General features: G+C 63.1%; 20 protein-coding genes. 12 read left to right on the forward strand and 8 right to left on the reverse strand.

The genetic code is table 11. The annotated features are described in order from the left end of the window. Positions 1–38 precede the first annotated feature (38 nt). Positions 39–2,045 (forward strand): type VI secretion system tip protein TssI/VgrG, encoded by a 2,007-nt coding sequence (gene tssI / locus NPS46_RS22815; protein ID WP_274111252.1) that lies wholly within the window; start codon positions 39–41, stop codon positions 2,043–2,045. Positions 2,046–2,055: 10 nt separating this feature from the next. Beyond that, positions 2,056–2,598 (forward strand): toxin-antitoxin system YwqK family antitoxin, encoded by a 543-nt coding sequence (locus NPS46_RS22820; protein WP_274111254.1) that lies wholly within the window; start codon positions 2,056–2,058, stop codon positions 2,596–2,598. 15 nt (positions 2,599–2,613) lie between these two features. Here NPS46_RS22820 and NPS46_RS22825 read toward each other — a convergent pair whose 3' ends face one another. The 4 genes from NPS46_RS22825 to NPS46_RS22840 all read right to left on the reverse strand — a co-directional run bounded on the left by NPS46_RS22825 (position 2,614) and on the right by NPS46_RS22840 (position 6,345). After that, a complete protein-coding gene (locus NPS46_RS22825) occupies positions 2,614–3,009 on the reverse strand; it encodes a DUF4280 domain-containing protein (RefSeq protein WP_274111256.1) in 396 nt (131 codons plus the stop codon). An 89-nt stretch (positions 3,010–3,098) separates the two neighbouring features. Next, a complete protein-coding gene (locus NPS46_RS22830) occupies positions 3,099–3,926 on the reverse strand; it encodes a metal-dependent hydrolase (protein WP_274111258.1) in 828 nt (275 codons plus the stop codon). Positions 3,927–3,928: 2 nt separating this feature from the next. Beyond that, a complete protein-coding gene (locus NPS46_RS22835) occupies positions 3,929–4,813 on the reverse strand; it encodes an SDR family NAD(P)-dependent oxidoreductase (RefSeq protein WP_274111260.1) in 885 nt (294 codons plus the stop codon). Further along, positions 4,810–6,345, reverse strand: coding sequence for a flavin-containing monooxygenase (locus NPS46_RS22840; protein ID WP_274111262.1), 1,536 nt, complete (start codon positions 6,343–6,345; stop codon positions 4,810–4,812). The genes NPS46_RS22835 and NPS46_RS22840 overlap by 4 nt, the downstream gene beginning before the upstream one ends. Positions 6,346–6,598: 253 nt before the next feature. On the opposite strand from NPS46_RS22840, the gene NPS46_RS22845 reads away from it, so the two are divergent. The 10 genes from NPS46_RS22845 (at position 6,599) to NPS46_RS22890 (ending at position 20,086) form a co-directional block, all read left to right on the forward strand. Continuing rightward, a complete protein-coding gene (locus NPS46_RS22845) occupies positions 6,599–7,588 on the forward strand; it encodes an alpha/beta fold hydrolase (RefSeq protein WP_274111263.1) in 990 nt (329 codons plus the stop codon). A 296-nt stretch (positions 7,589–7,884) separates the two neighbouring features. Continuing rightward, positions 7,885–9,162, forward strand: a complete 1,278-nt coding sequence (locus NPS46_RS22850; RefSeq protein WP_274111264.1) for an alkane 1-monooxygenase — start codon at positions 7,885–7,887, stop codon at positions 9,160–9,162. Positions 9,163–9,298: 136 nt separating this feature from the next. Beyond that, positions 9,299–9,796 (forward strand): alkane oxidation protein activator PraA, encoded by a 498-nt coding sequence (gene praA / locus NPS46_RS22855; protein WP_337994241.1) that lies wholly within the window; start codon positions 9,299–9,301, stop codon positions 9,794–9,796. A 121-nt stretch (positions 9,797–9,917) separates the two neighbouring features. Further along, a complete protein-coding gene (praB, locus tag NPS46_RS22860; protein ID WP_274111266.1) occupies positions 9,918–10,433 on the forward strand; it encodes an alkane oxidation protein activator PraB in 516 nt (171 codons plus the stop codon). A 93-nt stretch (positions 10,434–10,526) separates the two neighbouring features. Then, complete coding sequence (locus NPS46_RS22865; protein WP_274111268.1) at positions 10,527–11,960, forward strand: outer membrane protein transport protein; 1,434 nt, start codon at positions 10,527–10,529, stop codon at positions 11,958–11,960. A 280-nt stretch (positions 11,961–12,240) separates the two neighbouring features. After that, positions 12,241–14,781 (forward strand): acyl-CoA dehydrogenase, encoded by a 2,541-nt coding sequence (locus tag NPS46_RS22870; RefSeq protein ID WP_274111270.1) that lies wholly within the window; start codon positions 12,241–12,243, stop codon positions 14,779–14,781. A gap of 30 nt (positions 14,782–14,811) precedes the next feature. Then, positions 14,812–16,164, forward strand: a complete 1,353-nt coding sequence (locus NPS46_RS22875) for a 3-oxoacyl-ACP reductase (RefSeq protein WP_274111272.1) — start codon at positions 14,812–14,814, stop codon at positions 16,162–16,164. Positions 16,165–16,185: 21 nt separating this feature from the next. Beyond that, positions 16,186–17,061: a MaoC family dehydratase gene (locus tag NPS46_RS22880; protein WP_274111388.1), complete on the forward strand. Its 876-nt coding sequence runs from the start codon at positions 16,186–16,188 to the stop codon at positions 17,059–17,061. After that, the gene (locus NPS46_RS22885; RefSeq protein ID WP_274111274.1) at positions 17,058–18,356 is read left to right on the forward strand and encodes an acetyl-CoA C-acetyltransferase; all 1,299 of its coding nucleotides are present in this window, start codon (positions 17,058–17,060) and stop codon (positions 18,354–18,356) included. Before NPS46_RS22880 ends, NPS46_RS22885 begins: the two co-directional genes overlap by 4 nt. Before the next feature lie 23 nt (positions 18,357–18,379). Continuing rightward, the gene (locus NPS46_RS22890; RefSeq protein ID WP_274111276.1) at positions 18,380–20,086 is read left to right on the forward strand and encodes an AMP-binding protein; all 1,707 of its coding nucleotides are present in this window, start codon (positions 18,380–18,382) and stop codon (positions 20,084–20,086) included. 90 nt (positions 20,087–20,176) lie between these two features. Here the strand turns inward: NPS46_RS22890 and NPS46_RS22895 are convergent, their stop codons facing one another. Genes NPS46_RS22895 through NPS46_RS22910 form a run of 4 tightly spaced genes read right to left on the reverse strand, consistent with a single transcriptional unit; the run spans position 20,177 to position 24,812 of the window. Continuing rightward, entirely contained in the window at positions 20,177–21,445 is a 1,269-nt protein-coding gene (locus NPS46_RS22895; protein ID WP_274111277.1) for an efflux RND transporter periplasmic adaptor subunit, read from the reverse strand. Next, complete coding sequence (locus tag NPS46_RS22900; RefSeq protein ID WP_274111278.1) at positions 21,435–22,922, reverse strand: TolC family protein; 1,488 nt, start codon at positions 22,920–22,922, stop codon at positions 21,435–21,437. The genes NPS46_RS22895 and NPS46_RS22900 overlap by 11 nt, the downstream gene beginning before the upstream one ends. Further along, positions 22,915–24,114, reverse strand: coding sequence for an ABC transporter permease (locus NPS46_RS22905; RefSeq protein WP_274111279.1), 1,200 nt, complete (start codon positions 24,112–24,114; stop codon positions 22,915–22,917). Before NPS46_RS22905 ends, NPS46_RS22900 begins: the two co-directional genes overlap by 8 nt. Beyond that, on the reverse strand, positions 24,111–24,812 hold the full coding sequence (locus NPS46_RS22910) for an ABC transporter ATP-binding protein (protein ID WP_425312780.1): 702 nt from the start codon (positions 24,810–24,812) through the stop codon (positions 24,111–24,113). The genes NPS46_RS22905 and NPS46_RS22910 overlap by 4 nt, the downstream gene beginning before the upstream one ends. Positions 24,813–25,118: the final 306 nt, after the last annotated feature.

Raw genomic sequence — 25,118 nt, forward strand, 5'->3', positions numbered from 1 at the left:
CTGCAGGGAATCCGTTTGGCCCACTTAGCAGGCGTTACATGACTCGCCCCGAAGATACAAACACCGGCTTTGCCCTGTCAGGACCCGTTGTCACTAGCATGTTCGCCCAGAGTGCCACAGCCGACGAGGCACTGAGTCAGCTTGGGGTAGCGTCCATCTCGGGGTACAGCGTCAGCAGCCTGGTGATGGGGGATGCCATCGCCAGCCACGTCACCCTGACCCTGCACAACGATGCGCAGCAGCGCCCACTGGATGGCTTGTGCGCGCAGATCCGTCAGCTCCCGGCCGACAGCACCGCCGAGCGCTACAGCCTGCTGCTGCGCCCCTGGCTCTGGTGGCTGACCCTGGCCAGCAATAACCGGGTCTTTCAGAACCTGAGCACCAGCGATATTGTCACCGGGATCTTCAAGGACCACGGTTTCAGTGATTTCCGCCTGCAATTGACGGGCACCTATGAGCCCCGCGAGTACTGCGTGCAGTACGCTGAAAGCGACTTCGCGTTTGTCTCGCGGTTGCTGGAGGACGACGGCATCTTCTGGTTTTTCAGCCATGCCGAAGGTCGGCACACCCTGGTGCTGGCCGATAACAATGACGCCTTTCCCGACTGCCCGAACAACGCCGCGCTGAAGTATCTGGGCCAGCAGGTCGGTGAACGGGAACTGCACGGCATCCGTTCCGGCCAGTTGTGCCGCCAGGCCAGCAGCGGTGTCTACAGCGCCACCGACTATCAGTTCGTCACCCCGACCACCTCGCTCTATGAGCGCGCCGAAGCCGTGGCCGGGCCGCAGGCGATCTACGAGCACCCGGGCGGCTATACGGCCAAGGCTCGCGGTGATGCATTGGTCAAGCAACGGGTGGAAGCCCTGCGTACCGAGGAGCTGCGTTTTATCGGTGAAAGCGACTGTCGCTGGCTGGTGCCCGGGCATTGTTTCACCCTGAGCGGGCACGATGACCCGGCGGCCAATATCGAATGGCTGCTGATCAGCGTCACCCATGAAGTCAGCCACGAGCACTATCGCAACCGCTTCGAGGCCATCCCGCGCAGCGTGCCTTATCGGCCGCAGCGCCTGACCCCCAAGCCGCGCATGCATACCCAGACGGCACGGGTAGTGGGCAAGGCGGGGGAGGAAATCTGGACCGATGAGTACGGGCGGGTCAAGATCCAGTTTCCCTGGGATCGATTCGGCGAAAAGAATGAAAACAGCTCATGCTGGGTCCGGGTCGGCCAAGCCTGGACCGGCAAGGGTTTTGGCGCGCAATTTATCCCGCGGATCGACCAGGAGGTGATTGTCACCTTTATTGATGGCGACCCCGATCGCCCGCTGGTCACGGGCTGCCTCTATAACGGCAGCAACGTGTTGCCTTACGCGTTGCCGGCCAATCAAACGCAATCGGGGATCAAGACCCAGTCGTCGCTGGGCGGCGAGGGTTTCAACGAACTGCGTTTCGAGGACAAGAAGGATGCCGAGGAAGTCTTCGTGCAGGCGCAGAAAGACCTCAACATCAATGTGCTGAACGATAGCAGCGCGACCGTTGGCCATGACGAGACGCTTACGGTGCAAAACGCCCGCACCCGCACGGTCAAGGAGGGTGATGAAACCATCACCCTGGAGAAAGGCAAGCGCAGTGTCACCCTGCAAACCGGCAGCGACAGTCTCGATGTCAAGGGTGACCGGATCCTGAAAGTCGGCGGCAACCAGCAGCACAGCACCGAGGGCAACTACACCGAAACAGTGACCGGCAACTACCAGTTGACGGTCGATGGCAACCTGACGATCAAGGTCAGCGGCACCCTGACCCTGCACAGCACCGGTGATTTCAAGGCCGGCAGCGATGCCAACCTGGAAAGCAAGGCGGGCATGGCCTTGAGCAATCAGGCGGGCACGGCTCTGAGCAACAAGGCCGGTACATCACTGGAAAACAAGGCCGGTACCACCCTGACCAACGACGCCGGCATCAGCCTGATGAACAAGGGCGGTGCGCAGCAGACGGTCGATGGCGGTGGGATGCTGACAATCAAGGGCGGGCTGGTGAAGATCAATTGAGGGCCAGGGCATGAGCAGCAGCGGGCCGGTCGAGGTACAGCGTGGCGATAGCCGCCTGGTCGGACAACTGGATAGTGGTGCATTGCAGGGGCTGGCACGCGTCAGCGAACAGGGTCGACCCCAGGCTGCAATGAGCTATCACCAAGGGGCGTTACAGGGGCCAATGGTGCTTTACCATCCCGACGGCAAGCCTTCGGCCAAGTTGACCTTCAAGCAGGATCGGTTGCACGGCCCGGCCAGTTTCTACAACCCTCAGGGCCATCTGGTGCGCGAGGTGCAGTACCGGCTCGGCCAGCTCCATGGCCCGGCCAGCAACTACTTCGAAGATGGCAGCCTGGCCTCGCGCGAGCATTACCAGAACGGGCAACTGCAAGGCCGTTGCCAGCGTTATCACGCCAATGGCTGTTTGGCCGAAACCATCGACTATCACCAGGGCCAACCGCTCGAAGCCAGCCGGCGCTATGCCGCTGACGGGCGCCCGCTGAATGCCCAGGGCCAGCCGATGGCGCGTTGGCGTTGGTGGTGGCTGAGCTGGTCCCAGCCACCGGAGTGAGAGCCTGCGCGATTGTCAGGGAATCAGCGTCTGGACCTGGCCTGGGAAGACGATTTTGATCACCCCGGCCCAGGTGCACATCAACGTGCTATTGGCATCCAGCGCCGGCATGGGGCCGAGCAGCACTGTGGGTGCTCCGCCAGGGATCCAGGGGGCGGCAGTCACGGGGATACACGGCATGGGCACCAGTACGCCCAGGGCTGCGGCCGTCGCCGCGGCCACCGTGGGATTGGCCATGCTGGTGCACAGGCCGAAGGGCAGGATATTGACCAGCGGGATATGGTCCATCAGGTTGGCGGCCGGCATGCCGCCGATCAGTGTGCGGTTCTGCGGCAGGACCATCAAGGGCGCCGGTGCAACGCCGAAGCTGCATTGCAGGGTGGCGCAGGAACAGACGTGGGGACTGCCCATGAAAAACTCCATTCATCCATGAAAAGGCCTCCCGAGTATAGCCAGGCTCCCGCCCGGGTGCAGGTGCCTGGCTCATAGGGGCTGCGAGGCTATTGGGCGGCCCGGTTACTTGCCGCGATCAACTGATCGATCCGCTGCAAGTGCTGGCGATTGTCGTGGTCCCAGGGATGGAAGCCCGGACGGAAGTAATCCAGCCACGCCAGGGCGATGCGCGGGAAGATGCCCTGGCGCCCGTAGAGGTACTTGATCACCCGCCAGAGTCCGCGCAGATGCCCGCCAGCGCGCCGGTCGGCGATCAGCAGGCGAACATGGAAGTCGAACACCACCAGCCAGAAAAAGACCGTGGTGGTGAGCATGCTGCCAGTGCGGATCAGGTAGCGTTTCAGGCCGGGCTCCAGCACCGTATTGAACACATCGAAGGACACCGATTTGTGCTCGGTTTCTTCCAGGGCGTGCCAGATCCAGGTCTGCCGGTAGCCTTCGACGGAGTCACCCAGGCGTGTCGGGTCGCTGAGTAACAGGTCGGCCAGCATCGCGGTGTAGTGCTCCAGGGCGACGGTGATGGCCAGGTTGAAGGAGGCCGGAAAGTACTTTTTCTGCCATTGCAGAATCATCCGCAGCCGGCGGTCCAGGGTATGGGCTGGCAAACCTGCCGCCTGCAGCAGGTCGTTGTAGCGCACGTGCTCGCGGCTGTGCATGGCTTCCTGGCCGATAAAACCCTGGATCTCGCGCTTGAGCTGTGGATCGACGATACGGTCGCGGTAATGGCGCACGCTGTCCATGAAGAACAGCTCGCCGGCTGGGAATAGCAGGGACAGGGCATTGAAGAAGTGGCTGACATGGCGGCCTTGCTCGTGCCAGTCCTTGGCGCGCGAGGCGGGGAGTGAAAAGGTCAGATCGCGACGGATGGGGAGCATGTTCAGTTCTCCTTGGAATAGGCGCGAGCCTTGCGCTGGGCCTTGGGCGCCAGGCGGCGGCTGGCCATGACCACCAGCGCCTGGTAGGCCGCGGGCAGCAGACGGATCAACCAGTCGATGGCATGGGCGTCACGGCCGATCAGCACGCGGCGGCGATTCTTGCGCACGCCCTGCAGGATGACCTTGGCCGCCTGTTCGGCGCTGGTGATAAAGAATTTTTCGAAATCATCGCGGGCCTGCTGCTCGTTCTCGATCAAAAAGCCGTGCAGGTTGTCGCGGATACGGCTGGTGCGGGCGATATCGGTACGGATGCCTCCGGGTAGCACGCAAGTGGCACTCAGGCCGCAGCCTTGCAAGTCCAGTTCCTGGCGCAAGGCTTCGGTGTAGCCGCGAACCGCGAACTTGCTGGCGTTGTAGCCGGCCATGCCAGGTTGGGAGAACAGCCCGAAAACGCTGGCGGTGTTGATGATGTGCCCGCTGCCGGCCTGCTTGAGATAAGGCAGGAAGGCCTGGGTCCCGTGCACCACGCCCCAGAAGTTGATCCCCATGATCCACTCCAGATCGGTCTGCTCCATGCCCTCGACCGTGCTCGACAGCGCGACGCCGGCGTTGTTGAAAATCAGGTGCACCGCGCCATGCTCCTGCGCACTCTCGGCGGCCCAGGCGAACATGGCTGCGCGATCGGCCACATCCAACTCGCGCAGGCTGATGCGCACGGGCAACAGGGTGGCGGCACGCGCCAGTTGGACGGTTTGTTGCAGACCCGCCAGGTTCTTGTCGGCCAGGGCCAAATGGCAGCCTTCGCGTGCCAGGGCAATGGCCAAGGCCCGGCCCATGCCGGCAGCGGCACCGGTAATGGCGGCGACCCGCCCGTTGAAATGCTTCATGGGCGCGGTCCTGTGGTAGAGGTTTGCGGGCTGATGTCATGGGCTGGGCTGGCGCGATAATCCTGCAGGCGAAAGTTGCTGGTCAGGCGTTTGAAGCGCCAGGTGGACCCAGGCCACAGCGTGGTGTTCTTGCCGGTCCGCGGGTCCAGGTACCAACTGGCGCAGCCGCCGGTCGACCAGATGGCCCGCTTGAGGCGTCCCTGCAGTTCGCGGTTGTAGGCGGTTTCCACGAGAGGGCTGACTTCGATGCACGCCAGGCGCTGGCGCTGCATGGTTTGCACCGCCTGGAGGATGTACTCGACCTGGGCCTCGATCATCAGAATCATCGAGTTGTGCCCCAGCCCGGTATTCGGCCCGACGATCATGAAAAGGTTGGGGTAGCCGGGCAGGGTGGTCCCCAGATAGGCATGGGCGCCGTTGTGCCAACTGTCCAGGATGTCGAGGCCATCGCGCCCGATCAGCATGCCCCGGGGCAGGGGCGCGGTGGCTTGGAAACCGGTGCCGAAGATCAGGCAGTCCGCCGGGTGGCGCACGCCATCGGCAGTCACCACGGCATCGGCCTCGATCCGCTGGATAGCCTGGCTGACCACCTGCACATGGCTACGGGTCAGGGCCGGGTAGTAGTCGTTGGACATCAGGATGCGCTTGCAGCCAATGGTGTAGTTGGGGGTCAGCGCCTGGCGCAGCCCAGGGGTCGCGACCTGTTTGTGCAAATGCCGCAGGGCCATGCGCTGCACCACTTTCATCAGTTGCGGACGATGAGCAAAGGCCAGGACCCGGCTTTCCAGCATCCAGTAACGCACGCTGCGCGCCAGGCGCTGGGTAAAGGGCAGGTGCTTGAAGGCCCAACGTTCCAAGGTACTCAAGGGCCGGTCCGGCTTGGGCAGGATCCAGGGTGGGGTGCGTTGGAACAGATCGAGATGGGCCACCTTGGGCACGATCTGTGGCACAAACTGGATGGCGCTGGCGCCCGTACCGATTACCGCGACCCGTTTGCCTTGCAGGGAATAGCCATGATCCCAGTGTTGGGAGTGGAAGGCCTTGCCCTGGAAGTTCTCCAGCCCCGGGATATCCGGCAGCGCCGGGCGCGACAAGCCGCCCATGCCCGACACCAGCACCCGGGCGCTGAGGCGTCGGCCATTGGCGAAGCGCAGGGCCCAGCGCTGGCGGGCTTCGTCATACACGGCGGTTTCCAGGGCCAGGCCCAGGCGCAGGTAGGGGGTAATCGCGAAGCGCTCGGCGCACTGCTCCAGGTACGCGCGGATCTCCGCAGCGGGGGCGAACTGGCGACTCCACTGCGGGTTGGGCGCGAAGGAAAACGAGTAGACGTGCGATTGCACATCGCAGGCGCAGCCGGGGTAGTGGTTGTCGCGCCAGGTGCCGCCGAGGGCGTCGGCCTGTTCGGCAATCAGGAAGTCCTCAAGGCCCGCCTGTTTGAGTTTGATGGCCATGCACAGGCCGGCAAAGCCGGAACCGATGATGGCGATATCAATGCTCTCTTCGTCGTCCATGGGCGGTGAGTACGCATTCATTGTGTGTACCTCTTGTGGGTGCAACCGGGCTGCCGGGAGTGAGTGGTCGGTTTGTGCAGGTTTAGCATTGCACATTTAAATTATTTGTTTTAAAAAATAATTTAAATAGCTAATCTGAAAATCCTTAGCGGTGGATATGCGCAGTCAGTCGCCAGGCCTAACCGGGACTGGCAAGGCGCCGCACAGAGGGTTTGCCGGTGATCCCCGTCAGGGTGACGTGCGACAGCGGCGCAGGGAGGCGGAGGGCAACGCTATGGAAAACGGATGGACGGTCGCCGTTGGCGCACTGGTCGTGGGCTCGGTGCTACTGAATTGGGTCAGCCGACGCATCACGCGCCGAATCGAAGAAAAAGTGCCGGTCGATGGACGTTTTATCGAGGTCGACGGTGAGCGTGTCCACTATGTGGATGAAGGGCAGGGCCCGGCGCTGGTGATGATTCACGGCCTTACCGGTTGTTCGCGCAATCTCACCTACGCCCTGGCCCCGGCCCTGCGTAACCGCTATCGGGTGATTACCTTGGACCGCGCCGGCTGCGGTTACTCGACCCGCGCCCCTGGCGCGCCGTGCGATCTTGCGACCCAGGCGCGGTGGCTGGCCCAGGTGATCCAGACGCTGGGCCTGACTCAGCCCCTGGTGCTCGGCCATTCCCTGGGTGGCGCTATTGCCTTGGCCCTGGCCCTGGATCATCCCCGGGCCGTCAGTGGCCTGGTGCTGGTCGCGCCGCTGACTCATCCCCAGCGCAGGTTGCCGCTGGTGTTTCTGTCCCTGGGCATACGTCCCGCGCTGTTACGCCGCTGGCTGGCCGCGACGCTGGCCACGCCCATTGCGGTGTTGGGGCGCCGGGGTGTGCTCAAGGGCGTATTCACCCCGGACCCGGTGCCGGATGACTTCACCGAACGGGGCGGCGCGCTGCTGGGCATGCGCCCGGGCAGCTTTTATGCCGCCTCCAGTGAGATTGCCACGGTCAACGCGGCATTGCCGGGCATGGTCAAGCGCTACGCCACGTTGCAGTTGCCGGTCGGGCTGATCTACGGCGCCCAGGATCGTGTGCTCGATTATCGCCAGCATGGCCTGGCCCTGGCCGAGAAAGTGCCGGGGATCCAGCTCAAGGTGCTTGAAGGGCGCGGGCATATGTTGCCGATCAGTGCGGTCGAGCAGGTGGTCGCCATGGTTGACCGGGTGGCGGGCAAAAAACATCTGGTCGACGTCAGTTCTCCCAGTCCCACCCGCGCTGTGCCGTAGTCGGCGCGATTTTATTGTCGGCCAGGGTTATGGCCGGAAACCTTGCTCCAGAGCCCTGCCTGAATGCAGGCAAAGAAATATCCGGCGAGACATTCAGAAGGTTCTAAGAAATTAGTTGACGACCTATCGGATCCGAGCTATTTCTTTTAAAAAATATTTTGAATGTTTTTTTTGAAATGCAATTGAGCGATTAAAATAATGAAAATAACGCCTTTTATCGCATTTTCTGTCTCGAACGACGCCTATCGTCTTCGCGGCGGCATTCATTCTCGCAACAGCACCCAGCGGTGGTCGGCATGAACGCCTCGGTAGCGGCGTCCGCCGCCTGGAGCGACAGCAAGCGTCACCTCTGGTGGCTCGGCACACTGCCCATGGCGACCCCTCTGCTCGCCGGCTTGTTCGCCCTGACCACCGGTGTCCAGGCGCTCTGGTGGAGCGGGGTGGTGGTGATCTTCGGGTTGATCCCGCTGATCGACGGCCTGCTCGGCGAAGACACCAGTAACCCACCTGAATCCATAGTCCCGGACCTGGAGAAACAACACTACTACCGCTGGATCGTGTACTCGTGCGTGTGGCTGGTCTGCCTGTCGCTGGTGGTGACCGCCTGGCTGGCCACTGGAGGGATCGACTGGATTGCCGCCGGTGGCCTGGTGCGCCTGGCGGACAGCTTAGGCTGGCACGGTGGTTTTGCCAGTTTGATGAACTATTTTACCGAACGCGCCCAGGTTCATGGCGCCGTGCACTGGTCGACCTACCTGGGCATGGCCATGTCCACCGGCGCGGCCACCGGCATCGCCATCAATATTGCCCACGAACTGGGTCACAAACCGCGGCCGTTGGCGCAGTGGCTGGCCAAGCTGGCCCTGGCGCCGACCTTCTACGGGCACTTCTTTATCGAACACAATCGTGGTCACCATGTACGGGTCGCCACGCCCGAAGATCCGGCCAGTTCGCGACTGGGCGAGAGCTTTTGGGCGTTCCTGCCGCGTTCGACCTGGTTCAGCCTGCGTTCGGCCTGGCACCTGGAACGCGAGCGCCTGAACAAGCAAGGCCTACCGGTGCTGCACTGGCGCAACGGCGTGCTCTCGGCCTGGCTGTTCAGCGTGGTGCTGTGGGGCGTGTTGATCGCCTGGCTGGGGGCGGCGGTGATTCCGTTCCTGCTCATCCAGGGCATCTACGGGTTCTCGTTGCTGGAGGTGGTCAACTATGTTGAGCACTACGGCCTGCTGCGTCAGAAACAGCCCAATGGTCGCTACGAGCGCTGCTCGCCGCGCCACTCCTGGAACAGCAACCGGATCGTCACCAATATTTTCCTGTTCCAGCTGCAACGGCATTCCGATCACCACGCGTATCCGACGCGGGCCTATCAGTCGCTGCGTCACTTCGACGAGTCGCCGCAATTGCCCTATGGCTACGCCAGCATGATTGTCTGGGCCTATGTGCCGTTTCTGTGGCGCCGCTTGATGGACCACCGGGTCCTGGCGCACTACGACGGCGATGTCCGCCTGGCCAATCTGCACCCGAGCAAACGTGCCGGCCTGCTTGAGCGCTACGGCCAGAGCAACACCGAGTAACGCTCCACGTCAGCGCACGTGCCCACTGCTTCCAGTGCGCATGACGGGGATCGGCTTGCCCGCCAAACGGGTGGGTCAGTAACGCAACGCAGTGGGTTGACCCGAAAAACAATAAGTACAGAGAAGGAAGTCAACGATGCACAACCCAACCTCTACCGCCGCTCGCCGACTGATGGCTGCGCTGTTTGCCCTGGCGGTGATCGCCCCGGCCCAGGCCGCGCGGATCGAACCGGTCGGCAGTGAATTCAGCGCCAAGGGCCCGATCAGCTTTGCCAAAAGCATTATCAGCGCCGATTGCACCATCGAAGTCAGCGGCAAGGTCAGCCCCGACGGTGCCTTCGCCAGTGTCGAGAAAGTCGCGTTTCTCGGCGGTTTCAAATGCAGCCAGGTCACCGCCACGCATCTGCCCTGGACCCTGGTTGCCAAGGATGAAGGCAGCGGCTCGATGTCCGGCATTAGCGTGAATGTGGGCGCGCCCCTGGTCGGTGGCGACTGCGGGCCGTCGACCGCCAATGGCACCTGGAACAATCAAAGCGGCCAACTGAAGGCCGCCGGGGTGCAGATCGACGGTGGTTGCACGATCAAAACGGTATCGATCCAGATGCCCCCCACGTTTCGGGTAGTGGCCGAGTAAGCGGCCGATCAACGGATTCTGAATTTGGCTGGAAAGGGAAGCTCGGTCGCAGTACTCCGTGTGCCTCGTGATGGCCATTACCCCGGCGAATGATTCGCCATACATGTGAGGAATAACAACAATGAAAGGTTTCAAAACCCTCGTAACGCTTAGCTCCTTTGCCCTCTGCCTGGGCGCCGCATCACTGGCCAGCGCGGCCACCATCGGTGCGCCCGGTCAGACGTTCAATACCCCGGGTGGCAGCATCACCGTCAAGTCGCCTTCTTCGTATGGGGCGGCGGTGACCTGCTCGATCGACTTCCATGGCGTGGTGAACGCCAACGGCACTGCAACCATCGATGGTGCCACCGTCAGCGGCAGCAACCCACTGTGTGGCTTGCCGAAGATGAAAGGCTTCCCTAACCCGGGCTGGACCCTGGCGCTGGATACCAACCCAGACAACACCGTCACCAAAGGCACTGTCACGAACGTGGGCTACACCATCGCGTTCATCCCGGCGACCAATTGCGGCCCGACCACCATCGACGTGACCTGGGATGGCACGGCGCTGCATGCCACCAACCAGGCGTTGAGCGGCAGCTGCACCGTGGTGTCCCTGGATGCAACACCTAGCCCGGCTGTGACCGTGACGCCTTAAGGCCCGCGGTAAAGGGTTGATCACCCGTTGAAAAGCGGGTGTCTCGAAAGAGGCGTCCGCTGTAGCAAGACCAATAATAATAAGGAGTGGGGCATGAGCAATAACAAGCGTCAGGTACAGGGCTTAATTGCAGTGGCATTACTGGGCAGCCTGATCGCGGGCACTCCCGCACATGCGGGCGGTTTTTCGACTCCCACCTATGGTGCTCCTGGCTGGGGGCGCGCATTCGGGGGTGGTTCGTTGTTCAAGAACGATCCCGCTGCGGCGTTCAACAACCCGGCGGCCATGGCGTTTATCGATCAGGCCGTGGCACAGATGACGATCGATTACGCGCGTATCAACATCAAGTACAAGGGCGAGGCCTACGGCTATGACGGCCAGCCACTGCAGTCCGGGAACCTCGACCTGGCAAACGGCATCATCAACCAAACCGGGCCGCGTTCCGGTGATGGCGGTGAGGGCGGCTTTACCGCGTGGCTGCCGACCGGTTTCATGGTCATTCCGATCAATGACCAATTGAGCTTCGGCCTGAGCCAGGTGGTGCCTCAGGGCATGCGCAGTACCTGGGACGAGGGCTGGAAGGGCCGCGATTTTGCCGTCGACACCAAAATCGAGACGGTGGGCCTGACCGGCTCCCTGGCGTTCAAGGTCAACGATCAGTTCTCTGTAGGTGCGGGCGTGATCGTTCAACACAGCAAAGGGTTCGTCAGCCAAAACATCGACCTCACCGGTGCTGCGGCATTGGCCCCGTTGTTGACGCTACCGCCGGGCTTGGGCGATGCATTGATGCGGGTCAAGGTCGACAACACCTCGGTCGGCTGGTTTGCTGGGGTTGAGTGGAAGCCGACCCTACAGGACTCCATAGGCTTGAACTACCACGCCAAGATCAAGAACAAGATGGAAGGCAAATACAATATCCGTGCAGACGAAGCGCTGTACGGCATCATGACCACCGAGGTACTGCCGGGCGAGACCCTGGTTTCCCTGGCCTACCCCGGGCTGCAACTGATGCCCGATGGCGCCAAGGCCAGCACTCAACTCGACATCCCGGCCACGGCTTCCGTCGACTGGGTCCATGAGTTCAACGAGCGCTTGACCCTGGGCGCGAGCGTCACCTGGACCCAATGGTCGTCGTTCGAATCCCTGACCCTGAAGTCCAACGGCAACCTGATCGTCGCGATCCCATACAAATACAAGGACTCGTGGATGTACTCCTTCGGCGGTGACTACAAACTCACCGATCAGTTGACGCTGCGCGCCGGTATGGCCTTCGACCAGACCCCGACCCGCAACTCGACCCGTGACCCACGTATCCCCGATGGCGATCGTATTTTCGCTTCCCTGGGCTTTGGCTACGACATCCGCGCGATTCCAGGCTTGAGCATCGATGGCGCCTACTCACGGCAGTTTGTGGAGGAGGTGAAACTCAAGACGCAAAACCAGGACCGCCTTGGCGGCTCGCGCCTGGACGGCAAGGCCGAAAGCAAAGGGGAGGTGGTCAGCGTTTCGGCGACCTACCGTTTCTGATCGCAAGGTTGGGATAGCAACCGGGGTGATGCCCAGCGCGCTCGTTGTGCTGGCATCACCGACGTATCGACGGGTCGCGCATCGGCCCGTCCATAGCCCCAATTCATATTCAACGTTGATCGATCCGCCAGGCTGACCCGTTCAGTCGGATTTTTTTGGCCCAAGCATTAAATAAATATTTAAAACAATTATTTGAAACGATTTCTGCGGTAGCCGCAAACCCGGGTGATCCACCCGGCTTGCACCGTGCAATAGGCACTGAATTAAAGAGAGGTATTCCATGATTGTCTGGTTATTGGTGGGACTCGTCGCGGTCCTGGCCCTGGCGTATCGGCAGGCAACAGCGACCCTGTGGCTGGGGGCGAGCCTGATCTGGCTGGGGGTGGGTTATCTCTTGAACCTGGTGGGCACGCCGGGGCTGGCCCTCGGGGCGCTGGTTCTGGTACTGCCGGCTTTGATCCTGGCGCTCAAACCGCTGCGCCGCACGTTGCTGAGCCAGCGGGCACTTAAATGGTTCCGCCAAATCATGCCGGCGATGTCCGACACCGAGCGGGCCGCCATCGAGTCCGGCACCGTCTGGTGGGATGCCGAGCTGTTTAGTGGCAAGCCCGATTGGTCACGGCTGCTGGAGGCCGCACCGGCGCGCTTGAGCGCCGAAGAGCAGGCCTTTCTCGACAATGAAACGGAAAAGCTCTGCGATATGGCCAATGACTGGGAAACCACTCAGGTCTGGCAGGACCTGTCGCCCCAGGGCTGGCAGTACACCAAGGACGCCGGTTTTCTCGGCATGATCATTCCCAAGGCATACGGCGGCAAGGGCTTTTCCCACTATGCCCATTCCCAGGTGGTGATGAAGCTGTCGACCCGCTGCTCGGCGGCGGCCATTTCGGTGATGGTGCCCAACTCCCTGGGCCCGGCCGAATTGTTGCTGCACTACGGCACCGAGGCCCAGCGCCAGCACTATCTGCCGCGCCTGGCGCGCGGCGAGGATATCCCTTGTTTCGCCCTGACCAGCCCCTATGCCGGTTCCGATGCTGGGGCGATTCCCGACCTGGGCGTGGTCTGCATGGGCCTGCATGACGGCCAGGAAGTGCTGGGTTTCAGCCTGACCTGGGACAAGCGCTACATCACCCTGGGCCCGATCGCCACGGTACTGGGCCTGGCCTTTCGTGCCGAAGACCCCGATGGGCTGCTAGGCCCGGCCGGCAGCCTGGGCATTACCTGTGCGCTGATCCCCACCGACCATCCGGGTGTCGAGACCGGGCGCCGGCACTGGCCGCTCAATGCGGTGTTCCAGAACGGCCCGACCCACGGCAAGGACGTGTTTATCCCCTTGGAATGGGTGATTGGCGGGCGTGAACAAATCGGTAATGGCTGGCGCATGTTGATGGAGTGCCTGGCGGCTGGCCGGGCGATTTCCTTGCCCTCGGCCAACGTCGGCATGAGCAAGGTCGCAGTACGCGGCACCAGTGCCTATGCCGCGATGCGCAAGCAGTTCGGCCTGCCTATCGGCCGGTTCGAAGGCGTGCAGGCGCCATTGGCCCGCATGGCCGGGCATCTGTATGCCTGCGATGCGGTGCGCAAAGTCTCGGTGGCGGCGTTGGACGCGGGCGAGAAGCCCTCGGTGATTTCCGCCATCGCCAAGTACCACGTGACCGAACGGGCCCGCGTTGTGGTCAACGACGCCATGGATATCGTCGCCGGCAAGGGGATCTGCATGGGCCCGAACAACTTCCTCGCGCGCGCCTACCAGCAAAGCCCCATCGCGATCACAGTAGAAGGCGCGAATATCATGACCCGCTGCCTGATCATCTATGGCCAGGGGCTGATCCGTTGCCATCCCTATGTGCTGCGTGAAATGGAGGCCGCGCGGGCCGAAGGTCGGGAAGGGCTGGTCGCCTTCGACCAGGCCATGTTCGGCCATATCAGTTTTGTGCTGGCCAACAGTGTCCGTGCGGTGGTCCACGGGCTGACCGGCGGGCGCTTTATCGCGGCACCGAAACAGGCCGATGGTGCGCTGGCGGGTTACTACCGACAGATCACCCGGCTCTCGGTGGTGCTGGGGCTGATCTCGGATATCTCCATGGGGGTGCTCGGCGGCGCGCTCAAACGCAAGGAAAGCATCACCGCGCGGCTCGGCGATATCCTGTCCCAGCTGTACATCCTGTCCTGCGTGCTCAAGCGTTTCGAGGACGATGGCCGGCCCCAGGCCGATCTACCTCTGGTGCACTGGGCCGCCCAGGATGCACTGCTGCGGGCCCATGAAGCCCTGGCCGAAACACTCGACAACTACCCGTCGAAAGCGGCTGCTCGCCTCCTGCGCGGGTTAACCTTTCCATTCGGCATGCCCCAGCGCAAGCCCTCGGATCGCCTGCTGGGCGAGATCGCCACCTTGGTCCAGAGCCATGGCGACAGCCGCGATCGGCTACTGGCCGACTCCTATATGCCGCAACCGGATGTCGACAAACTGGCCTATGGCGAGCTGGCGTTTCGCTTGCTGCCCCAGGTCGAACTGATCGAGGTCCGGCTCAAGGCCGCCGTGAAGCAGGGGCAGATCGAGCCCTTGCCGATCTCCACGGCGGCGTTCGTGACCTGGCGGGTCAAGGCGCGTGCCTTGGGGCTGATCAGCGAAGACGACGAACAACTGCTGGGCCGATATGTGGAATACGGCGATCACGCGATCCAGGTCGACGACTTCCCCCAGGACTTCGGCCTGCTCGAAGCCCTGCAACAGCGCCAGCAGTACCACGATGGCAAGGGCGCACGGCGCCGGGCCAGCCGTGAGGCGGACAAACCCCTGGCCAATGACAGTGCGCTGTGACCGCAGCCTGACTTCTATCGGAATGGATTTATGACCGACGCTTATCTTTCCTTCGTCAATTCCCCGTGGGGGCGCTGGCTGGCCCGCACGGCCGGGCTGCCACAGCCCTTGCCCCTGCAGCGTCATCGTCAGGGCCAGCAGGCCTTGGGGGCCAACCCGGTGGTACTCGGTGGTGCGGCCCAGGGCCGCCTGCTGGGTGAGTTGCAGCGCATTTTCGCCGCCACCGACACCGTGGCCGCCCAACCGGCTAGCCCCGAGGCACCGTCCACGGTCAAGGTCCAGGGCCTGGTGTTCGATGCCACGGGGCTGGCCGATATCGCCCAACTGGACGAGCTGTACCGGTTCTTCCACGCCAACGTGCGCAGGCTCACTGCCCATGGGCGGGTGGTGGTGCTGGCGACGCCCCCGGAGCAGTGCCGCGATCTGCCGCACGCCACTGTGCAGCGTGCGCTGGAAGGCTTTGTCCGCTCCCTGGGCAAGGAGCTGCGCCGGGCAATCACCGCGCAACTGATTTATGTCGAGCCTGGGGCCGAGGCGGAAATGGACAGCACGCTGCGCTTTTTCCTGTCGCGGCGCTCGGCCTATGTGTCCGGGCAAGTGATCCGTATTGGCGAGCCGGTGGATGCGCCCCACGACCCCAGCTGGGAGCGGCCACTGGCCGGGCGTCGGGCGCTGGTGACCGGCGCCTGTCGGGGCATTGGCCTGGCAATCGCCCAGGTGCTGGCCCGCGACGGCGCCCAGGTGGTTTGCCTCGACGTGCCGCAGCATGCCGACGCCCTGCAGCAGGCGGCCCAGTCGGTGGGCGGCACGCCCCTGGCCATGGATATCTGCGCGGCGGATGCGAGCAAGCGGTTACTGGAGTTTGTCGGCCAGCACGGCGCCTTCGACCTGGTGGTGCACAACGCCGGGATTACCCAGGACAAGACCCTGGCGAAAATGACCGAAGCGGCCTGGCGTCAGGTACTGGCGGTCAATCTACAAGCCCCGCTTGAACTGAGCCTGGCGCTGCTCGAAGGCCAGGGCCTGCTGCCGGGCGGGAGAATCGTGTGCGTGTCATCGATCTCCGGGATTGCTGGCAATCTGGGCCAGAGCAATTACGCGACCTCCAAGGCCGGGGTCATTGGCCTGGTCCAGGGCCTGGCACCTCTGGCGGCCCGCCAGCAGGTCACGGTCAATGCGGTGGCGCCGGGCTTTATTGAAACCCAGATGACCGCCAGGATTCCGCTACTGATCCGCGAAGCGGGACGACGGATGAATGCCATGTCCCAGGGCGGGCAGGCGGTGGATGTCGCCGAAACCATTGCCTGGCTGGCGCATCCGGCGTCGGGCGGGATCAATGGCCAGGTGGTACGCGTGTGCGGGCAAAGCCTGCTGGGAGCCTGATTCGTGAGCCATGAAGCCCTGATGCGGATCATCGATCCTGCGCCGTCGCGTAGCCGTTTGCTGCTCGATGGCGTGCGCAGCCTGCGCAAACCCAAGCCGCCGGCAGCGCCGGTGCTGCCCGGCGAGCGTCTGGTACGCCCGGCCGTGGCGCTGGACGCGACGGCCATCGCCGAATACGCCGAGATCTGCGGTTATCGCCATGAGCACGGCGTGCCGTTGGCCTTTCCCCATCAATTGGCCTTTCCCTTGCACCTGCTGTTGCTGACCGCGCGTTCGTTTCCCTATCCGGCCAGCGGCATGGTCCATCTGGCCAACCATATCCGCCAGTACCGGCGGTTGAGCGCCGGTCAGGCGCTGCGCCTGGAAGTGTATGCCGAGCGCTGGGTTGCCCATCCCAAGGGGCAGGCGCTGAGTATCGCGACCCGGGCCATCAGCGATGGCGCGCTGGTGTGGGAGAGCGACAGCCTGTACCTGCGCCGGGGCGTGGCGGCACCGGTGGGCGAGCCCTGGAACGCCGGCCTGGACAGCCCCGCTGGGCTTATGCAGCGGACCCAGCGCTGGACGCTGCCGGCCGACCTGGGGCGGCGTTTTGCCCGGGTCAGCGGTGATTTCAACCCTATCCATACGTCGCGCCTGGGCGCGCGGTTTTTCGGCTTTCGTTCGGCCATTGCCCATGGCATGTGGACGCTGGGCCGGGCCCTGGCCGCCCAACAGCCACCGCGGGCGCTAGACGCCGCCGAGTTGCAGTGCGAGTTCAAGCTGCCTATCCACCTGCCGGGCGAAGTCGCCTTGTGGCGCGTACCGGCCGGTGGTCCACGGCAGTTTTTTGAAGTGCGCGACCGTACGGGCGAACGACCGCATATGCGCGGCCTGTTTATCTGGGGAACCCCGTTATGAGCCAATACAGCTTTACCCCCGCGCCGGTCCGGCGCGTGGCCATTGTGGGCGGTAATCGCATCCCGTTCGCCCGCTCCAACGGCGTGTATGCCCAAGACAGCAATCAGGATTTGCTGGTCGCCGCGCTGCAAGGCCTGGTCGACCGTTACCAGTTGCATGGCCAGCGCCTGGGCGAATTTGCCGCTGGCGCGGTGATCAAGCATTCGCGTGATTTCAACCTGGCCCGTGAAACCCTGTTGTCCACCACCTTGGCCCCCCAGACCCCGGCCTATGATGTACAGCAAGCCTGTGGCACGGGGCTGGAAGCGGCCCTGCTGGTGGCCAATAAAATTGCCCTGGGGCAGATCGAGGTAGGCATCGCCGGCGGCGCCGACACCACCTCCGACGCGCCTATCGGCATCAACGAGCAGTTGCGCAAGACCCTGCTGCGGGCCAACCGGGCCAAGGGCACGCTGGCCAAGGTCCGCAGTCTGCTGGGCGCGCGTCCGGGCATGCTGTTTAAACCCTTGCTGCCCCGCAATGGCGAGCCCCGCACCGGGCTGTCCATGGGCGAGCATTGCGAAGCCATGGCCCAGCGTTGGCAGATCCGCCGCCTGGCCCAGGACGAATTGACCCTGGCGAGCCATCAGCGCCTGGACGCGGCGTACCGCCGGGGCTTTTTCGATGATCTGGTAACGCCCTATCGCGGGTTGGGCCGCGACAACAATCTGCGTGCCGATGCCAGCCTGGAAAAGCTCGCGGGCCTGGCCCCGGCCTATGACCGGCGCAATGGCACCCTCAGCGCCGGGAACTCGACCCCACTGACCGACGGCGCCTCCGTGGTACTGCTGGCCAGCGAGGACTGGGCGGCGGCGCGTAATTTGCCAGTCTGGGCGTACCTGCGCACCGGCGAGACCGCTGCGGTGGATTTTGTCGATGGCAGCGAAGGGCTGCTGATGGCCCCGGCGTATGCCGTGCCCCGCATGTTGGCCCGCGAAGGGCTGGGCTTTGCCGACTTCGACTTCTTCGAGATTCACGAAGCGTTTGCCGCCCAGGCGCTCTGCACGCTCAAGGCCTGGGAAGACCCCGACTATTGCCGCGACCAACTCGGGCTGGAGCAACCCCTGGGACCGATCGACCGCGCCAAGCTCAACGTCAATGGTGGTTCCCTGGCCTGCGGGCATCCGTTTGCGGCCACGGGCGGGCGCCAATTGGCGAGCCTGGCCCGGGCGATCCACGAACGCGGAGGCGGGCGCGGGCTGATTTCCATCTGTGCTGCCGGCGGGTTGGGCGTGACCGCCATCGTCGAAAAATAAAACAACAATAAGGAAATGAGCCCATGAGTGTCGCCAATCTGCATACCGTCGAACGTCGCTGGCTGGACGCCTACATGCCCGGCGTGCCGGCGGATATCGAGGCCGAGATCGAGCGTTATCCATCGCTGCGCGAAGTGTTTCTCGAACACCTGCTCAAGTACCGTGATCGCACGGCCTACGTCAGTATCGGCACCGAAATGGGCTACGCCCAATGGCAGGATCGCGCCTTTGCCTTTGCCGCTTGGTTGCAGGCCAAGGGCGTGAAGAAGGGCGATCGCGTGGCGTTGATGATGCCCAATTGCTTGCAGTATCCGATCTGCCTGCTGGGCACGATCCTGGCCGGTGCCGTGGTGGTCAACGTCAACCCGCTGTACACCGCCCATGAGCTGCGACATTTGCTCAAGGACAGCGGGGCGCAGACCCTGGTGATCTTCGAAAATTTTGCCCACACCCTCGAAGTGGCCCTGGAAGGGCGCAGGCTGGAAAATATCGTGATCGCCGCCATTGGCGATCTGCTGGGGACCTTCAAGGGCGCTGCACTGAACTTTGCCTTGCGCCATGTGCAAAAGCAGGTGCCGCGTTTCGACCTGCCCACGGCGCTGCGCTTTCCCTCGGTGCTCAAGCAGGGGCACAAGCTGGACTATCGTCCGGTGCCCTTGGATCGTGAGGACCTGGCATTTCTGCAATACACCGGCGGTACCACCGGCGACGCCAAGGGCGCCATGCTCAGCCACCGCAATATCCTCGCCAACCTGATGCAAGCCAAGGCCTGGGTCGGCGATCAGCTCGACGAGAGCGGCCAGGAGACTAATGTCACGCTGCTGCCGCTGTACCACGTGCTATCGCTGACGGTGAATTGCCTGATGTTCATGTGCCTGGGCGGGCGCAATATCCTGATTGCCAACCCACGGGACGTGGCGCGGGTGCAGATGATCCTGCGCAAGGAGCGCTTCAATGGCATTGTCGGGGTCAACACCCTGTTCAATGGCTTGCTGGAGAACGATGAGTTCCGCGCCCGGGACTTTTCCCAACTGAAACTGGCCATTGCCGGCGGCATGGCCACCCACACCGCCGTGGCCAAGCGTTGGCAGCAAGTGACCGGTGTTCCGATTATCGAGGGCTATGGCCTGACGGAATGCTCGCCGGTGGTGAGTATTAGCCCTATCGATATCAAGCGCATGCGCGAAGGGGAGTTCACCGGAACCATCGGCGTGCCGCTACCCTCGACCTGGGTGCGCTTTATGGGCGAGGACGGTCAGTTGGTCGGGATTGGCGAGGAGGGCGAATTGCAGGTCCGTGGCCCCCAGGTGATGCAGGGCTACTGGCAGAAACCGCAAGAGACCGCCCAGGTGCTCGACCGCCACGGCTGGTTGTCCACCGGCGATATTGGGGTGATGGATGAGCGCGGCTTTATTCGCCTGGTCGACCGCAAGAAGGACATGATTCTGGTCTCGGGTTTCAACGTCTATCCCAATGAAATCGAGAACGTGGTGGCCCTGCATCCCGGCGTGGCGGAAGTGGCGGCGATTGGTATCGAAGACATGGCCGCGGGCGAACGGGTGAAGATCATCGTGGTACGCAAAGACCCGAACCTGACGGAGGCGCAACTGCTGGCTCACTGCCGTGAATACCTGACGGGCTACAAAGTGCCGAGGGTGGTGGAATTCCGCACCGAAGAACTGCCGAAAACCACGGTTGGCAAGGTCCTGCGCCGAGCGCTGCGCGACTGAGTGGCCCCCTGTAGGCGCGGGCGCTGTTGTGACGTCAACGCCCGCGTCGAGGGGACCTTGCCCGCCCCCGCAACCTACGGGCCTGGCGCTTCAGTCGGCTAACCGCACCAGCCCCGGCCCGAGCCCGAACACTTCGACGCCCGCCGCCGTCGACTGGCCGGTGGTCACGGTTATCCGCTGCGACGGTTGCTGCGCCGTTGCCCGGTATTCAATCTGTAATCCCTTATCCGTGCGCTGGATGGCTTCGGCCGGCACGACGATTGCCTGGTCATTGCGGTAGGTGACGATGGTCAGCCGCGCGCTCATGCCCAGGCGCACCCGCTTCATCTGCTCGGCACTGAGCCTGGGAATCGACAGGGTGACCGGGAACTGGGCGCTGCCCCCGGGTGTGTCACCGGGCAGGGCCAGGCTGCTGACGATCTCGACCGAGCCATTGAGGCGCTCACCGTCAAAGCCGTCGCCCAGTACTTCTACCGTCTGGCCCTGGTGCAGTTGGTTGATGTCCAGCTCGGAGACCCGGGCGACGATTTTCAGTTGCTCAATGCTCGACAGGCCAAACAGCACTTGGCCCTGGCTGACCTTGCTGCCGGCCTGGATCGGCGCCGTCGGGGCGCTACCGGCCCCGGCCTGGTTGGCGCCCGGGGCCGGTACCACGATGCCGGAAAACGGCGCGAGCAGGTCCTTGCCATCCAGTAGCTTGTGCAGCGCATCGTATTTGACGGTGGCGTTGGCCAACTCCATCTCGGCGATCTGCCGGTACTCGCCCTGGCCCTGGTCAATCGCCTGTTGCAACTCGATCTGGGCGGCGCCCAGATCGATGTGCTGACTACGGCTCTGTTGCTCCAGCTCATCGAGTTCATTGCGCGGGATAATGCCGCGGCTGTAGAGCGTGCGACTTTCTGCCAGCCGACGCTCCACGTTGCGCAAGGACATCTCGGTGGTGCGCAGGGTCCGGCGGGCTCGCGCGACCTGAGGGCCGTTCAGCCAATCCTGCATCTCGCGCACGGTGCGCCGGGCCTTGAGTTGGGTGGAAAGGGCGTCGCGCAACTGCACTTCGAGCAAGGCCGGGTCCATGCGCAGCAGCGGTTGCCCGGCTTCGACGCGTTGCCCCAGTTCCACCAGCTTGTCCTGCACATTGCCATCGAAGGGGGCGGTGAGGGTGATGGTCTTCTCGGGCTCGATCTTGCCCACCAGGCCAATCTGGTGAACCAGCGGATCGGCATTGACCGTCAGCCAACGTTGCGCGTGCGGCGAACTGTCGGCGGGACTGCGGTAGCTGAAGACCACCACGCCCGCGACGACCAGGACCATCAGGGCGCAGGCGCCCTGCACGCGGCGTTTACGTTTATCAGAAGTCATTGAGCGCGATATCCCAACTTTCCAAGGTCATGCCCAGGGTCAGATCCAGCCGGGTCTGGGCGTTCAGGTAAGCAATCAGGGTGGTGAGGCGGGCGTTTTCGGCGTTGCGCAGATCGTTTTCAAAACTCAGCACCTGGAAGTTGCTGGAGCGTCCGACATTCAGTTTTTCGCGCTCGATCTCCAGCTTGCGTTTGGACAGCTCGACGGCCCGCAGGGAGATTTCGTACTGGCGCCAACGAACACCCAGGTCGCGCACCACATCGTTGACACTGCGCTCCAGGGCCTGGCGTGCATCGGCGAGCACCAGCTCCTGGTTCTGGACCTCGACCCGGGCGTAGACCTCGGCACGGCGAGTGCTGAGGTCGCCGATGGGAATCTCCACCTGGATCCCGGCGTAACTGTCCCACCGCCGTCCGCCTCCGCTGTTGTAGTCGCTGTTGAAGCGATCACGGACCTGATTGGCCCCAGCCACCAGCGACACATCCCACAGGCTCTGGTTTTTTGCGACCACCAGGTTGATATCGGCCTGTTCGCTACCGATCAGTTGTGCCAGGTACTCCGGTTGCTGTTGCTGGGCCAGGCGCAGGGCGTCCTGGCGATTGACCTCCATGCGCACGGCTTCCAGGGCCTCGCTGGCGCGAATCGGCGTGGACAGGTCCAGGGCCAGCAGGCGCAGGAGGGATAGGCGGCTGATATCGACCAGGTTCTGCGCTTCCTCCACCCCCAGTTCCTGGCTGGCGATATCGGCCTCGGTCTGGACAATCTCGAATTCCGCCATGCGTCCGGTTTCAATCAGCGCTCGGTTGACCGCCAGCAAGGCGCGGGAGCGTTCCAGTGCGGCCTGGGAGATTTTCAGTTGCTCCTGGCTGCGCAGAATTTCCCGATAGGTCGAAATGATCTGGCTGATGGTCTGCGCGACATTGGCCTTTAGCGCCAGGCGATTGGCCTGTTCTGCCAGGCGGGCCTGGCGCACCGGGGCGGTGGTGACATCCCACCCCGCGCCGCGCAGCAATGGCTGCACCACGCTGAGGTCAAGGCCATCACTGCGATAGCGTCCAGCGCGGTCGGCATTGCTCAACTGCTGGGTCCAGGCCAGGCTCAGGCGGGTGCCGTACTCGCTCAACAAACTGGTCGTCGGTGTCACGCTGCTTTGCTGGCCGCGATCCTGGGAGCCTTTGTTGGTCTGGTAGCGGGCACTCAACAGGAGTTTGGGACTGAAGGTGTCTTCGGATATCCGCAGGTCGAATTTTTGCGCGACCCGTTGCAGGTACGCGCTGCGAATCCCCCGGTTATTGCGCAGCCCCAGGTAAACCGCATCGCCTAGGGTCAGGTTGGTGGTCTGGCCGCTCAACAGCACGGAACCCGCACGGTCGTGGTTGCTGGAGGGGGCCGACGGCTTGATTGAAATCTCGGCGCCGGCCGAATCATGTACACCGATGGCGAGCAGCATGAGCCAGCCCATCCAGCGCCTACTCATCGCGCAGGGCCTCCACCGGTTGCAGGCGTGACGCCGAGATCGCCGGGTAAATGCCAAAAAACAGCCCCACCAGCAACGTGCTGCCAACACCCAATGGCAGCGCGAGGATCGCCAGGGAAAACTGCCAGCCCGAAACCCGCGCGTAGAGATAGGCCGCTCCCAGGCCCAGCACGCCGCCGCACAGCGCACCGACCGCCGTGAGGGTTACGGCTTCGAGCAGAAACAAATTGCGGATATCCCGGCGGCGAGCCCCAAGGGCCATGCGCACACCGATCTCCCGGCGCCGTTCGGCCACATTCATCAGCATCACGTTCATCACGCCGACGCCACCGCCCACTAGGGAAATGCCGCCCAGTGCCAACAGCAGATAACCGAAGGTCCGGCTCTGGCGGGTCATGCCTTCGAGAATCTGCTCCGGCACCTGGACCTCCACATCGCGCCCGCGCAATTGCTGTTTCAGAGCTTCGACCAGGGTCTGGGCGGTTAGGCTCATGTGCCGGTCGGAAACCGCCCGGGCGATGACATTGCCGATCTGCGGTGAAACGGCGATCCGGCGCATGCCTTCCAGGGGCACGAAGACGCTGTCATTGGCCTGGATTGGTACAAGCACGGCGTTGGGTTGGGATTCGAGTATGCCGATCACCATAAACAGGTAGTCGTTAATGCGGATCCGGTCGCCCACCGTCAATGGCAAGCGCCCGGTACTGAGGTTGCGCGCCACCTGGGCGCCGACCACAGCATGGGTTTGCCCCGGGTCGTAGGCCGAGAGAAAGCGCCCCTCGCGCAACCTGAGCCGCATCGAGGCCTCAAGGTCGTGGGTGGTGCCGATGACAAAGGCGTTGCTCGTGCGCCCCTGGAACACCAGTTGGCTGCTGGATTGGGCGGTGGGGGCGATATGCGCCAGGCCGGGCGCGGCCCGGTGCAGGCTCGCCAGATCAAGGCTGGCAGGCATCGGGGTGCGGCTGCCTGAGGCCGTGGGGAACTGGGCGACCAGGATATCGGTGCCCATGTCCTTGAAGATCGAACTGGCATCCTCGGCCGCGTTATGGCCGATATTAATCAAGGCCACCACCGATGAACTGCCGATCACGATGCCCAGCAGGGCGAGGATCGAACGCTTGCCCAGGGTGCGCAGGCTGACCATGGCTTCGTGCAACAACTGTGCGGGGCTATGTTCCAGTAATGCGCTCATGGCTGTTGGGCCTCGCGCACCACACCGTTCTGGACCAGGACGTTACGTTGCAGGTGGGCGGCGATGGCCGGGTCGTGGGTGACAATGATCAGGGTGACCTGTTGCTCGCGGTTGAGGCTCAGCAACAGGTCCATGATCTCCCGCGCGGTGCTGCTGTCCAGATTGCCGGTCGGCTCGTCGGCGAGAATCACCGCGGGTTCGCCGACCAGTGCCCGGGCAATGGCAACGCGTTGTCGCTGGCCACCGGAAAGATCGGCCGGCCGATGGCTGGCACGGGCCTGTAGGCCGACCTGCTCGAGCCGATGCATGGCCTGGGCCAGAGCTTCGCGTCGAGGGGTGCCGCGATAGGCCAGGGGCAGGGCGACATTGTCCAGCGCACTGAGGCGCGGCAGCAGGTTGAAGCTCTGGAACACGAAGCCTATCTGGCGATTGCGCATGGCTGCCAACTGGTCGGCGCTGGCGGCGAGGATGTCGTGTCCGGCGAAGTGATAGGTGCCGCTGTCGGGCAAGTCCAGCAGGCCGAGGATATTGAGCAAGGTACTTTTGCCCGAACCCGAGGCGCCAAGGATGGCGCAACTGTCACCGGCATGGATCTGCAAGCACACGTCATCGAGGATCGTTAGGCACTGCTCGGCCCGTTGGTAGCGCTTGGCAATGCCGTGCAGGGAAATAAGGCTGTTGCGTGCAGAGGTCTTCATCATGATTACCGGCCGCTGGTACCGGGGAGCGCGAGTCCATCCATGAAATCTCAAGAAACAAATTCAAGAGGTTCCTGACGTCATCCCCAAACACGTTTTATTTCTTATTTTTAAAAGATTCTTTGAATAGTAGCTGCGAACCCCAGCCTTGACCAGCCGGGTTTAAGTGGCAGGCCATGGAAAATGTGACGCTGGGAAAAGCCCTTTCGTCTACGTTCAATCAGGCGTGGTAAGCACTGGCAAAGTCGGCGAAACGCTTGCTTTTAAAGGGTTTCGCGGGTATAAAAAATCAAATTTTATTTTAAA

The organism is Pseudomonas putida (assembly GCF_028682395.1).
Classification (GTDB): Bacteria; Pseudomonadota; Gammaproteobacteria; order Pseudomonadales; family Pseudomonadaceae; genus Aquipseudomonas; species Aquipseudomonas putida_AB.

Coding starts and splice junctions, on each gene's coding strand:
- NPS46_RS22850 (WP_274111264.1), top strand. CDS start 7,885: ATGAACGCCTCGGTAGCGGCGTCCGCCGCCTGGAGCGACAGCAAGCGT.
- NPS46_RS22865 (WP_274111268.1), top strand. CDS start 10,527: ATGAGCAATAACAAGCGTCAGGTACAGGGCTTAATTGCAGTGGCATTA.
- NPS46_RS22875 (WP_274111272.1), top strand. CDS start 14,812: ATGACCGACGCTTATCTTTCCTTCGTCAATTCCCCGTGGGGGCGCTGG.
- NPS46_RS22825 (WP_274111256.1), bottom strand. CDS start 3,009: ATGGGCAGTCCCCACGTCTGTTCCTGCGCCACCCTGCAATGCAGCTTC.
- NPS46_RS22885 (WP_274111274.1), top strand. CDS start 17,058: ATGAGCCAATACAGCTTTACCCCCGCGCCGGTCCGGCGCGTGGCCATT.
- NPS46_RS22905 (WP_274111279.1), bottom strand. CDS start 24,114: ATGAGCGCATTACTGGAACATAGCCCCGCACAGTTGTTGCACGAAGCC.
- NPS46_RS22840 (WP_274111262.1), bottom strand. CDS start 6,345: ATGAATGCGTACTCACCGCCCATGGACGACGAAGAGAGCATTGATATC.
- NPS46_RS22835 (WP_274111260.1), bottom strand. CDS start 4,813: ATGAAGCATTTCAACGGGCGGGTCGCCGCCATTACCGGTGCCGCTGCC.
- NPS46_RS22820 (WP_274111254.1), top strand. CDS start 2,056: ATGAGCAGCAGCGGGCCGGTCGAGGTACAGCGTGGCGATAGCCGCCTG.
- NPS46_RS22880 (WP_274111388.1), top strand. CDS start 16,186: ATGCGGATCATCGATCCTGCGCCGTCGCGTAGCCGTTTGCTGCTCGAT.
- NPS46_RS22830 (WP_274111258.1), bottom strand. CDS start 3,926: ATGCTCCCCATCCGTCGCGATCTGACCTTTTCACTCCCCGCCTCGCGC.
- praA (WP_337994241.1), top strand. CDS start 9,299: ATGCACAACCCAACCTCTACCGCCGCTCGCCGACTGATGGCTGCGCTG.
- praB (WP_274111266.1), top strand. CDS start 9,918: ATGAAAGGTTTCAAAACCCTCGTAACGCTTAGCTCCTTTGCCCTCTGC.
- NPS46_RS22895 (WP_274111277.1), bottom strand. CDS start 21,445: ATGACTTCTGATAAACGTAAACGCCGCGTGCAGGGCGCCTGCGCCCTG.
- NPS46_RS22890 (WP_274111276.1), top strand. CDS start 18,380: ATGAGTGTCGCCAATCTGCATACCGTCGAACGTCGCTGGCTGGACGCC.
- NPS46_RS22845 (WP_274111263.1), top strand. CDS start 6,599: ATGGAAAACGGATGGACGGTCGCCGTTGGCGCACTGGTCGTGGGCTCG.
- NPS46_RS22910 (WP_425312780.1), bottom strand. CDS start 24,812: ATGAAGACCTCTGCACGCAACAGCCTTATTTCCCTGCACGGCATTGCC.
- NPS46_RS22900 (WP_274111278.1), bottom strand. CDS start 22,922: ATGAGTAGGCGCTGGATGGGCTGGCTCATGCTGCTCGCCATCGGTGTA.
- tssI (WP_274111252.1), top strand. CDS start 39: ATGACTCGCCCCGAAGATACAAACACCGGCTTTGCCCTGTCAGGACCC.
- NPS46_RS22870 (WP_274111270.1), top strand. CDS start 12,241: ATGATTGTCTGGTTATTGGTGGGACTCGTCGCGGTCCTGGCCCTGGCG.